Annotated in this window: 9 protein-coding genes; 3 read left to right on the forward strand and 6 right to left on the reverse strand. The window is 64.0% G+C overall.

Going from position 1 to position 11,936, the window contains the following annotated elements:
- Window positions 1–9 precede the first annotated feature (9 nt).
- The gene (locus tag B4F51_RS00700) at window positions 10–669 is read right to left on the reverse strand and encodes an energy transducer TonB (protein ID WP_296223167.1); all 660 of its coding nucleotides are present in this window, start codon (window positions 667–669) and stop codon (window positions 10–12) included.
- 526 nt (window positions 670–1,195) lie between these two features.
- Between B4F51_RS00700 and B4F51_RS00705 the strand changes: the two genes are divergently transcribed.
- The gene (locus B4F51_RS00705; RefSeq protein ID WP_296223168.1) at window positions 1,196–3,511 is read left to right on the forward strand and encodes an AAA family ATPase; all 2,316 of its coding nucleotides are present in this window, start codon (window positions 1,196–1,198) and stop codon (window positions 3,509–3,511) included.
- Here the strand turns inward: B4F51_RS00705 and B4F51_RS00710 are convergent, their stop codons facing one another.
- Window positions 3,512–3,853, reverse strand: a complete 342-nt coding sequence (locus B4F51_RS00710) for a DHCW motif cupin fold protein (protein ID WP_296223169.1) — start codon at window positions 3,851–3,853, stop codon at window positions 3,512–3,514. It lies immediately after the preceding gene.
- Between the two features lie 371 nt (window positions 3,854–4,224).
- Here B4F51_RS00710 and B4F51_RS00715 point away from each other — a divergent pair, with 371 nt between their 5' ends.
- Window positions 4,225–5,502, forward strand: coding sequence for a dicarboxylate/amino acid:cation symporter (locus tag B4F51_RS00715; protein ID WP_296223170.1), 1,278 nt, complete (start codon window positions 4,225–4,227; stop codon window positions 5,500–5,502).
- Between the two features lie 41 nt (window positions 5,503–5,543).
- Here B4F51_RS00715 and murI read toward each other — a convergent pair whose 3' ends face one another.
- The 4 genes from murI to B4F51_RS00735 form a co-directional block, all read right to left on the reverse strand.
- Window positions 5,544–6,395 carry a glutamate racemase gene (gene murI / locus B4F51_RS00720; RefSeq protein ID WP_296223171.1) on the reverse strand — a complete coding sequence of 284 codons (852 nt, stop codon included), beginning with the start codon at window positions 6,393–6,395 and terminating at the stop codon, window positions 5,544–5,546.
- A 21-nt stretch (window positions 6,396–6,416) separates the two neighbouring features.
- The gene (locus tag B4F51_RS00725; RefSeq protein WP_296223172.1) at window positions 6,417–7,940 is read right to left on the reverse strand and encodes a fumarate hydratase; all 1,524 of its coding nucleotides are present in this window, start codon (window positions 7,938–7,940) and stop codon (window positions 6,417–6,419) included.
- A gap of 203 nt (window positions 7,941–8,143) precedes the next feature.
- Window positions 8,144–8,683, reverse strand: a complete 540-nt coding sequence (locus B4F51_RS00730) for a TIGR00645 family protein (RefSeq protein WP_296223173.1) — start codon at window positions 8,681–8,683, stop codon at window positions 8,144–8,146.
- A gap of 92 nt (window positions 8,684–8,775) precedes the next feature.
- On the reverse strand, window positions 8,776–9,732 hold the full coding sequence (locus tag B4F51_RS00735) for a DMT family transporter (RefSeq protein ID WP_296223174.1): 957 nt from the start codon (window positions 9,730–9,732) through the stop codon (window positions 8,776–8,778).
- 204 nt (window positions 9,733–9,936) lie between these two features.
- Between B4F51_RS00735 and acs the strand changes: the two genes are divergently transcribed.
- Entirely contained in the window at window positions 9,937–11,919 is a 1,983-nt protein-coding gene (gene acs / locus B4F51_RS00740; protein WP_296223175.1) for an acetate--CoA ligase, read from the forward strand.
- Window positions 11,920–11,936: the final 17 nt, after the last annotated feature.

An 11,936-nucleotide genomic window follows, 5' to 3' on the forward strand; every position in this document is an offset into this window, starting at 1 on the left:
CGGATCGAATTAGTTATCGAGCTTGAAATCGTACGGTTTGTCGGCGACGACGGACATCGCGCGTCCGTTTTGCCTGTAGGGCCGGCACTTGAAGGCTTGGGCCGCCGCAACGGCGGCACGATCGAGTCGGGGGGAGCCAGAGGTCGACTTGACCATCACGTTGGTCACCGTGCCCTCGGCATCGATGGAAACCCGGACCACTGCACGGCCTTCCTCGCCCATCTTTTGCGACATGGCGGGATAAACCGGCGTCGGCTGTTCGCATTGGATGTCATTCACGCCGACGCTGATCGGGCCGCTCTGTACCGGGGCCGGTGCGGGCGTGGGTTCAGCGGGTGGGGCCGGCGGCGCGGGTGGGGCGGCGGGCACCACGGGCGCATTGTCCGATGGTGGCAGGTTGGGTGTCGGCATTGGCATCGGCTTGGGCTGCGGCACGGGCTTGGCGATGCTGACCTGCTTGGGCGCCTCCTGCTTGACCGGCTGCTGCTTGGGAGGCTCCGGTGCGCGCACCGGCTGCGGCGGCGTCGCCGGAATGATGTTGACCATCACTTCTTCGGGTGCATCCCTGCTCAGCGGCGATGGAATCAGGCCAAGCTGAATCAGCATCAGCATGCCGACATGCAGCAACACCACCACGAGGAGGACTTTCAGGGTACGAGGGTGAATCATCAACGACCGGGAATCGAAAGCGGAATAAAGGGCAGTAGGGCGACGTGATGGCAGTGACCTACGGCTTCAGCGCTTGCCGAAGACGATCAGTGAAACCCCGATGCTGATGAGCAGACTCAGGAGCAGTTCCATGGCGCCTAGCGTTGGTGCCGGCGGGGATGCCGCCAGCATGGCAGGTATTGTAGGTCCACAACATGCAACAATGTTGCGACAGCTGGACGCGGTCGTGGTTCAGCCTATCGCGTCGATGACGAAGTATAAACGATAATGATTCCTATTTGCGAGAATGCCCTCGTTTTTGCGCTGTTTTTCGTGGGGTGCGATGCATATCCAGATGACTGATGGCGAAAAACTGCTTGCCGGGGCGTCTTGCTCCAGCGGCACCCAGCGTCAACGGGTGGGGCCGGCATTTTGCGAAGACAGGGATCGCCCCGGGCTACGCTGCTGGCGCAAACGCGCTAGGATGAAATGCATTCAAACACGGTGGCGGGCCGGCCAACCGTGAAACGGGGAAACAGGGGGCGCCATGGATGAAGCCAACCTCAGCCTGGACGACGCCGACGATGGCACGTTCGTCCCCACCGGCGGTAGCCAGCCTCAGGCGCTGCTGTCGTCGCTGGACTCCATGTGCGCGCAATTTGCGCTGCGCACCGTGTGCGCGATGGGCCTGCGCTTCAACCTGCGCACCAATATCAACGACATCCTCACCGTCTGCGCGCCGGAGCTGATCTGGCCCGTGACGGTCATCCAGCGCTTGCAGCGCTTCCTGGCTGCGCGCTGTGCCGACATGCCAGGCTGGCGTGCCGTCGGCAAGCTGGACCTCCCCACCTTCATGGATCGCCATGGTCAGTGGAGCAGCGCCTTCGACGAGGGCTCGTTGTTCTACTACCTCGACGAGTACGTCAAGCATCACGCCAAGGACATGTTCACCGTGTTCGGCGCCTCGTGCGATGCGCTGGGTGAGCGGCTGGCCAGCGAACGCGTCCTGCTGGTCGGCAACATCGACATGCTGGCGCGCGTGCTGGGCCTGCCGCCGCACGAACGCGCGCTGCTGCTGTTCGCTTCGCTGGTGAAGTACAAGCGTGATCTGCGTGCGGTGATGGTCGACTGCAAAGTCGCGCACAGCCAGGAGGCGTTCCAGTTGCTGGCCGGCTTGGCCGGCGCGAGCACTGCCGAGGTGGCGGCCTCGCTGCGACCCGGTTCGCGGCTGGAAACGCTTGGTCTGATCGAGCCGCCATTACCCGAGAACAGCATCACCGACCTGGGCGACCTGATGCGCATCTCCGACCGCCTGCTGCACGTGCTGCTGGGCGATTACGCCAACGAGGCGGAGATGATGGCGGTCTTTACGCGCCCCGCGCCGCCCACCACGCTCTCGCAATCCGACTACCCGCACGTCGAGACGGATGCACGTTATCTGACCGCGCTGCTGGAGAATGCCTCGCAGCAGCGCGCCGTGGGAGTCAACGTCCTGCTCTACGGTGCACCAGGCACCGGCAAGACGGAGCTTGCGCGCGTGCTGGCGCGCGATGCCGGCTGCGAGCTGTACGAGGTGGATTGCCTCGACAAGGACGGCAACAGCCTCTCCGGCAAGGACCGCTATCGCTCCCTGCAGGTATCGCAGGCTTTCCTGCGCGGCCGGTCTGGCGCCGTGCTGCTGTTCGACGAGGTGGAAGACGTCTTCCCCGGCCCGACGCGCGAACTGATGAGCCTGTTCGGCCATGAAGAACCGCGCGGCTCGGTCAACGGCAAGGCGTGGGTCAACCAGACGCTGGAGCAGAATCCGGTGCCGGTGATCTGGGTATCAAACTCGATCCGGCAGATCGATCCGGCGTACCTGCGGCGCTTCCAGTTCCACCTGGAGTTGAAGGTGCCGCCGCCGACAGTGCGTGAAAGCATCATCCGCAAACACCTGGAAGGGTTGGACGTGTCGGATGCGTTCATGGCCAAGCTGGCCGCGCGCAAGACGCTCACGCCCGCGCAGATTGATTCCGCCGCGCGCTTTGCGCGCCTGACGCAGCCGGCGATGGAGGAATCCGCCGAGTCCCTGATCGTGCGTCAGCTCGACCACGCCGACCAGGCCATGGGGTTGCGGCCGGAAGTGCAGGCGCATCGGGTTGTGACCGAATACCGGCTCGATTACCTGAACCTGGAGACGCGCTTCTCGGTGGACCGCATCATCGATGCGCTGCGCGCGCGACGTCGCGGCACGCTGTGCTTCTATGGGCCGCCGGGCACCGGCAAGACCGTGCTGGCCGAGCACATTGCCAGCCAGCTCGACGTGCCGTTGATGATCCGTCGCGCATCAGACCTGATGAGCAAGTACGTTGGTGAGACGGAGCAGCAGATTGCCGCCATGTTCGCGCGTGCGGAAGAGGAGCGCGCGCTGTTGCTGCTGGATGAGGCCGACAGCTTCATGCAGAGCCGTCAGAGCGCGGTGCGCAACTACGAGGTGTCGGAAGTCAACGAGATGCTGCAGGGCATGGAGCGCTTTGACGGCATCTTCATCTGCACGACCAACCTGTTTGATCGGATCGACGAGGCGGCGCTGCGGCGTTTTGCGTTCAAGATCCGCTTCAAGCCGCTGGTGCGTGCACAGCGCGAGCAGATGTTCATTGCCGAGGCACTGGGCGGCGATGCCGGAGCGCTCAAGCCGGTGTGGCGCGAGATTCTGGCCTCGCTGGACATGCTCACGCCGGGCGACTTTGCGGTGGTCAAGCAGCAGTCGGTGCTACTGGGCGAGGCGCTCGACCCCGAGGCGTTTCTCGCGCAACTGCGGCAGGAGCATTCCATCAAGCCGGAGCTGCGCGAGCGGCGGTCGATCGGCTTTACCTCGCGCTGATCAGTCGACGATGAACAGCTTGGCGCCGGTCCTGGTATAGGACTGGTGCGCCTCGGCGTCGTCGCCGACCTGATAGCTCGTGCAGGGCGTCAGTGTGAACTTGCGGCCATCTTCGAGCGTGGTTTCCAACTCGCCCTCCAGGCAGAACAGGATGTGCCCCTTCTTGCACCAGTGGTCGGCCAGGTAGCCGGGGGTGTACTCGACCATGCGCACGCGGATGCGGTTCGGCTCGTCGCCGAAGTAGCGTGTGCGCCAATAGGCCATGCCGGTCTCGCCGGTATGTTCGGTGGGCTCGACGGCAGACCAGTCTGTCGTGCCGAAGGCGAAGGGGGCCATCTTCATCGTGGGAGCTCCGGTGGGTGAGGTCAGCCCGCGATGGTAGCAGTGGCGCGAGTGGAACATGCGCCGCATTGAATGTGGCTTAAGGAGCGCTTGTTTGTATGCCCCGACGGCATTGCGCTTGCCTCAATAATCCCGCCGATTCTGCACAATTCCAATGCCGATGCGGTACCGCAACGGGCCGCCAGCCAGTTCGCGCAAATGTATGCGGAGATTGCATGGTGCTATGCATCATCGACATAACGATGCTTGCGCGCTTCTCTAATATCGTCGCTTTTTACAAAGCGTGACGAATTTGGGCCAGCCCTTGGCCCGTATGAGATCCGCGTCTCCGCGCGCCGTCCCTCCGGCCACGGTATTCCTTGGAGAAAGTCTTGAACACCAAACGTCTGACCTCCCACATCGGACTGGCGATGCTGCTGGGCATTGCCGTCGGCTGGGGCTGCCACGAATACGCCAAGGACGCTGCCGCGGCCAAGGACATCGCTTCGTACTTCAGCATCATCACCGACATCTTCCTGCGCATGATCAAGATGATCATCGCGCCGCTGGTGTTCTCGACCCTGGTGACGGGCTTGGCGAGCATGAGCGGTGGCCGCTCGGTCGGCCGCGTGGGCCTGCGCGCGATGATCTGGTTTGTGTGTGCATCGGCCACGTCGCTGGCGCTGGGCATGCTGCTGGTCAACTTCTTCCAGCCGGGTGTGCACATGAACCTCGCGCTGCCGGATGTCTCGGCCACGTCGGGTCTGAAGACCGGCGACTTCACGCTCAAGGCCTTCATCACGCACGTGTTCCCGCGCAGCATCGTGGAGGCCATGGCCACCAACGAGATCCTTCAGATCTTGGTGTTCTCGCTGTTCTTCGGCGCTGCCCTGTCGACCATGAAGAACCCCATGGACAGCGTGATCGGCCGCGGCCTGGAAGAGCTGACCAAGCTGATGTTCCGCATTACCGACTATGTGATGCGCTTTGCGCCGCTGGGCGTATTTGCCGCCATGGCCGCCGCCATCACGGTGGAAGGCGTGGGCGTGCTGTGGACCTACGGCAAGCTGATCGGGGAGTTCTACCTGGGGCTGGCCCTGCTGTGGGCGATCCTGTTCCTGGTGGGCTACGTGCTGCTGGGCCGCTCGCTGGGCCGTCTGTTGGGGCTGATTCGCGAGCCGACGCTGCTGGCGTTTGCCACGGCGAGCAGTGAATCCGCTTACCCGAAGACGATCGAGGCGCTGGACCGCTTTGGTGTGCCCAAACGCATTTCGAGCTTCGTGCTGCCGCTGGGCTATTCGTTCAACCTCGACGGCTCGATGATGTACCAGGCGTTCGCGGTGCTGTTTATCGCGCAGGCCTACAACATTGAGATGAGCTTCACACAGCAGCTGACGCTGCTGTTGGTGCTGATGCTGACGAGCAAGGGCATGGCCGGCGTGGCGCGCGCCTCGCTGGTGGTGGTGGCGGCTACGCTGCCGATGTTCCATCTGCCTGAAGCCGGTCTGCTGCTGATCATCGGCATCGACCAGTTCTTCGACATGGGCCGCACGGCCACCAACGTGATCGGCAACAGCCTGGCCACCGCCGTGGTGGCGAAGTACGAGCCGGCGGAAGACGAAGTCGACGCGGAAGCGGCACAGCCTGCAGTGCAGCCAAACCTCGGCTGACGCAAGAAACTGAACACGCCGCCCACCCGGGTGGCGTCGTTTTATTCGGGCTGAGAAATCGGCTGCGGAACAAGCGGGGCCTGGAGCGACGCCTCGCCAATATCGACGCGCTGTGCCATCGGCGCCTCGCCCAGCAACGCGGCCACCATGGCTTGCAGCGGAAGTACGTCACCGGTGCTCAGGAAGCGCGGCGGAGCAGCTTGGCCGGTCGCCTGCAATTGTGCTGCCGCCAGTGTGCGGCCGAGGTGGCGCGCCACGGCATGGCCGGTGTCGACGAGCGTGAGCCGGTCACCGGCAATCTCGCGGATGGCGTCTTCCAGGAATGGGTAGTGCGTGCAGCCAAGCACCAGCGTATCGGTGCCGGCATCGAGCATCGGCTGCAGATATGCCTGCAGCAATTCCAGCACGGCGGGGGAATGCGTGTCGCAGCGTTCGATCAGCGGGACAAGGCCGTAACCGGGCTGGCAGAGTACGCGGCAATCACCAGAGACGTTGGCGAGCAGGCGCGCGAATTTCTCACTGCGTAGCGTGCTTTCCGTGGCCAGCACGCCGACCACACGGCTTTTCGACAAGGCGACTGCCGGCTTCAAGCCCGGCTCCACGCCAATCACCGGCACCGCCAGCTTGTCGCGCAGCACGTGCACGGCCTGCGCCGTAGCGGTGTTGCACGCGATCACCAGCGCTTTGCAGCCTTGGTCAACCAGCCACTCGCACACGCGCAGCGTGCGTCCGGCAATGAATTCGGGAGATTTCTCCCCGTACGGGGCATGGCGGGAATCCGCCAGGTAGAGGAGCGATTCGGCCGGCAGTTCGGCGCGAATCGCGCGCAGGACGGAGAGACCTCCGAGGCCGGAGTCAAAGACCCCGACCGGTGCCTGCGCGCGCGTTGTCACGATTGAATGACGTGGAATTGATCAGGCAGCGGCGACGGGAATCTTGCCGATCTTCGCCTGCCATTCCGCCGGGCCGGTCTTGTGCACCGACGTGCCCGAACTGTCCACGGCGACGGTGACAGGCATGTCCTTCACGTCGAATTCGTAGATGGCTTCCATGCCCAGGTCTTCGAATGCCAGCACCTTCGAGCCGCGGATGGCCTTCGACACCAGATACGCCGCACCACCCACCGCCATCAGGTAAGCCGACTTGTGCTTCTTGATGGATTCGATGGCGACCGGGCCGCGCTCGGCTTTGCCCACCATGGCAATCAGGCCCGTCTGCGCGAGCATCGTCTCGGTGAACTTGTCCATGCGCGTGGCCGTGGTCGGGCCTGCCGGGCCGACAACTTCATCGCGCACCGGGTCGACCGGGCCGACGTAGTAGATCACGCGGTTGGTGAAGTCGATGGGCAGCTTCTCGCCCTTGGCCAGCATGTCGGCGATGCGCTTGTGCGCGGCGTCGCGGCCCGTGAGCATCTTGCCGTTGAGCAGCAGCGTCTGGCCGGGCTTCCAGGAGGCGACCTCTTCCGGCGTAAGCGCGTTCAGATCCACGCGCTTGGACGTTTCCGTGTTCGGTGCCCACTCGACCTTCGGCCATTGCGACAGGTCCGGCGCTTCCAGCTTCGCAACGCCGCTGCCGTCCAGCGTGAAGTGCGCGTGCCGCGTCGCCGCGCAGTTCGGGATCATGGCGACCGGCAGGTTGGCCGCGTGGGTCGGGTAGTCCAGGATCTTCACGTCGAGCACGGTGGCCAGGCCGCCCAAGCCCTGCGCGCCAATGCCCAGCGCGTTGACCTTCTCGTACAGCTCGATGCGCAGTTCTTCAGCGCGATTGCTCGGGCCGCGGGCGATCAGGTCTTGAATGTCGATCGGCTCCATCAGGGCTTCCTTGGCCAGCAGCATGGCCTTTTCAGCCGTGCCGCCAATGCCGATGCCCAGCATGCCCGGCGGGCACCAGCCGGCGCCCATGGTCGGCACGGTCTTGAGCACCCAGTCGACGATCGAGTCCGACGGATTGAGCATCACGAACTTCGACTTGGCTTCCGAGCCGCCGCCCTTGGCTGCGACGATCACGTCCACCGTGTCGCCCGGCACGATCGACATGTTGATCACCGCCGGCGTGTTGTCCTTCGTGTTGGTGCGCTTGCCGGCCGGATCAGCCAGCACGCTTGCGCGCAGCTTGTTGTCGACGTCGTTGTACGCGCGGCGTACGCCTTCGTTGACCATGTCTTCGAGGCTCATCGTGGCGCCATCCCAGCGCACGTTCATGCCCACCTTCAGGAACACGGTGACGATGCCGGTGTCCTGGCAGATCGGGCGCTTGCCCTCTGCGCACATGCGGCTGTTGGTCAGGATCTGCGCGATGGCATCCTTGGCCGCCGGGCTCTGCTCCTGCTCATAGGCACGGCCCAGAGCAGTGATGTAGTCCATCGGGTGGTAGTAGCTGATGTACTGCAGGGCGTCGGCGACGCTCTGGATGAGGTCTTCTTGACGGATGACGGTCATGGTGGGGACCAACGTATAGGAATGGGAAACCGGGTGCTGGATGCGGCGGAGGGGCAGTGATCTGCACATCTGCGCTATGCACCGGCAGCGGGCGCCGCCGGCTCAAAACAACCCGGAATCATACACGCAATGTGGGGTGCGAATTGTCCGACCGGATTCGTCGGAATCGCAGTGCCGGCGTCGTCCGCCGACAGGCTGGCGCGTCAATGTGCGCCGGCGGTCGCGCCCTCGGGCTGGGCGTGCGAGACGAGGCGGTCCACCCAGGCCATCACCAGGGCCGAGATCAGGAAGGCGAGATGGATCGCCACCTGCCACAGGATCGTGTGGGTGTCTTTCTGCGCGGCGTCGATGAAGGTCTTGAGCAGATGGATGGACGAGATGCTGATCAGCGCCATCGACAGCTTTACCTTCAGCACGCCGGCGTTGACATGGTCCAGCCACTCCGGCTCGTCTTCATGGCCCTCGATGCCGAGCTTGGACACGAAGATGTCATACCCGCCGATGATCACCATGATCAGCAGGTTGGAGATCATCACCACGTCGATCAGGCCCAGCACGGCCAGCATGATCTTGGTTTCGTCCATCTCGCCCAGATGCGAGACCAGGTGCCACACCTCGACCACGAACAGGTACACATAGGCGGCCTGGGCGATGATCAGCCCCAGATACAACGGCAGTTGCAGCCAGCGGGAGAAGAAGATCAGGCGCGGAATCGGACGCAGCGGGGCGGTGAGCGGCTTCATGGCTTGAAACGGGCGGTTGGACGAAAAACCGCGTGATTGTAACGTTCTGTGATTGCGAAATCGCTTACGGGAAGGCGCTGGCCGACCGCGTCCTATTCGCGATCCAACGATGGATCGAGCGGGTCCAACGGGTCAATCACCCGCGCGCGCCGCACCGGCTGGCGTGGGCGCGCCGGCCAGCTTGCCACCAGGATGCCCGCCACCACGCACGCCAGCGCCACGGCATGTGGCCAGCCGGGCGTCTCGCCCAATGCAACGATGCCGTAAGTGGCAGCCGCAATCGGCAGCACCGACGTGAACACCCCAGCCAAATGCGCCGGCACGTGCCGGATACCCTTCATCCACAGCCAGAACGAGAAGATGCTGGCCGACAGCGCATACCAGACCACCAGGCCCCAGATGGACGCCGGTACCGTCGACGCATCGAACGTCAGCAGCGGCACCAGCCCCAGCGGCAGCATCAGCAGCCCGCCGATCAGGTGCGTGTACGCGCAGATCTCGATGGCGGGCAACGTTTGCGTCAGCCGTCGCGACAGGATCACGTAGATCGACTCGCACAGCACCGCGCCCATCACCAGCGCATTGCCCAGCAGCGCCCGGGATGCACCCGCCGCTGCGCCGCCGGATTCGACGCCACGGAATGCGTTGAGGATGGCCACGCCCGCCACCGCCAGCGCAACCGACGCGAAGGTCCGCCCCGACGGCCGCTCGCGCAGCACCAGCCACGACAGCAATGCCACCGTGGCGGGAATCGTGCTGGTGATGATGCCGGCGGCCAGCGCCGAGGTCAGTCGCACGCCGTTGAGCATCAGCAGCGTAAAGCCGAAGGTGCCGAAGAATGCCTGCAGGAAGAGGTTGGTCCACTCGCTGCGCGTCACGCGTCGCATGCATGACGGCTTGTACCACGGGGCCATGCACACGATGGCAATCAGGAAGCGCAGCAGCGCGAACAGCATCACCGGCATGACGGCGACAATCGATTTGCCGAAACCGACGTTGCTGCCGACCAGTGCCATGGCAGCAATCAGGAAAAAGGCGTGGATGGGCACGATGATGAATTGGGTGAGAAACGGCGCGGGGCGCGGCTCTTGGGCCGCTCATGTTGCACTGCAGTGCGTGCCGTAACGTGAGGCGACGCATTATAGTAATGCCCTTCGCGTCGGTTTGCGGAGCAGGAATGCGTAAGGCTGGAGTCAGGTCAACCGCTTAGATTCGCCGCAAAACGATCACAGACATCGCTATCAGGAGACATCATGGCTGGCATTGAATCTGTCCTGCAGGAAACGCGCGTTTTCGACCCGCCCGAGTCCTTTGTTAAACAGGCAAACATCGCCGGCATGGACGCCTACCGTGCCCTGTGCGCCGAGGCCGAGCATGACTACGAAGGCTTCTGGGCACGCCTGGCGCACGAGCATCTGGTGTGGCACAAGCCCTTCACCAAGGTGCTGGATGAGTCCAACGCGCCGTTCTACAAGTGGTTTGAAGACGGCGAACTCAACGCCTCGTACAACTGCCTCGAACGCAACCTGGAAAACGGCAACGCCGACAAGGTCGCCATCATTTTCGAGACTGACGACGGCAAGGTCACCCAGGTCACCTATCGTGAGCTGCACGCGCGTGTCTGCCGCTTCGCCAACGGCCTGAAGGCCCTGGGCATCAAGAAGGGCGACCGCGTGGTCATCTACATGCCGATGTCGGTGGAAGGCGTCGTTGCTATGCAGGCGTGCGCGCGCATCGGTGCGACGCACTCGGTGGTGTTCGGTGGCTTCTCGGCCAAGTCGCTGCAGGAACGCATCGTCGACGTGGGCGCCGTGGCGCTCATCACCGCCGACGAGCAGATGCGCGGCGGCAAGGCGCTGCCGCTCAAGGCCATCGCCGATGAGGCTCTGGCCATGGAAGGCACGGATGCCGTCAAGCATGTGATCGTCTACCGCCGCACCGGCGGCAACGTGAACTGGGTGGAGGGCCGCGACCGCGCGATGGACGAGGTTGAAGGCGGTCAGCCTGATACCTGCGAAGTCACCCCGGTGGGCGCCGAGCACCCGCTGTTCATCCTCTACACCTCGGGCTCGACCGGCAAGCCGAAGGGCGTGCAGCACAGCACGGGCGGCTACCTGCTGTGGGCACTGCTGACCATGCAGTGGACCTTCGACCTCAAGCACGACGATATTTTCTGGTGCACCGCCGACATCGGCTGGGTGACCGGCCACAGCTACATCGCCTACGGGCCGCTGGCTGCAGGCGCCACGCAGGTCGTGTTCGAAGGCGTGCCGACGTACCCGAACGCTGGCCGCTTCTGGGAAATGATCCAGAAGCACAAGGTCAACACCTTCTACACCGCGCCCACGGCGATCCGCTCGCTCATCAAGGCGGCCGAAGCCGACGAGAAGATCCACCCGAAGCAATATGACCTCTCCAGCCTGCGCTTGCTGGGCACGGTGGGCGAGCCGATCAACCCGGAAGCCTGGATGTGGTACCACACGAACATCGGCGGCGGCCGCTGCCCGATCGTCGACACCTTCTGGCAAACCGAAACGGGCGGCCACATGATTTCGCCGCTGCCGGGCGCCACGCCGCTGGTGCCGGGCTCGTGCACGCTGCCGCTGCCGGGCATCATGGCGGCCATCGTTGATGAAACCGGCCAGGACGTGCCGAACGGGCAGGGCGGCATTCTTGTCGTCAAGCGTCCGTGGCCGTCAATGATCCGCACCATCTGGGGTGATCCGGATCGCTTCAAGAAGAGCTATTTCCCGGAAGAGCTGGGCGGCAAGCTGTACCTGGCAGGCGATGGCTCCATCCGAGACAAGGACACCGGCTACTTCACCATCATGGGCCGTATCGACGACGTGCTGAACGTCTCGGGCCACCGCATGGGCACGATGGAGATCGAATCGGCGCTGGTGGCCAACCCGCTGGTGGCCGAGGCCGCCGTGGTGGGCCGCCCGGACGACATGACCGGCGAGGCCATCTGCGCGTTCGTGGTACTCAAGCGTGCTCGCCCCAACGGCGACGAGGCCAAGCAGATCGCAACCGAGCTGCGCAACTGGGTGGGCAAGGAGATCGGCCCGATTGCCAAGCCCAAGGACATCCGCTTTGGCGACAACCTGCCCAAGACGCGCTCGGGCAAGATCATGCGCCGCCTGCTGCGTTCCCTGGCCAAGGGCGAGGACATCACGCAGGACACCTCCACGCTCGAGAACCCCGCCATCCTTGAGCAACTGAAGGACGTGCGCTAACCGCAGACGGCCGAGTA

Source organism: Ralstonia sp. UBA689, assembly GCF_002298975.1.
Classification (GTDB): domain Bacteria; phylum Pseudomonadota; class Gammaproteobacteria; order Burkholderiales; family Burkholderiaceae; genus Ralstonia.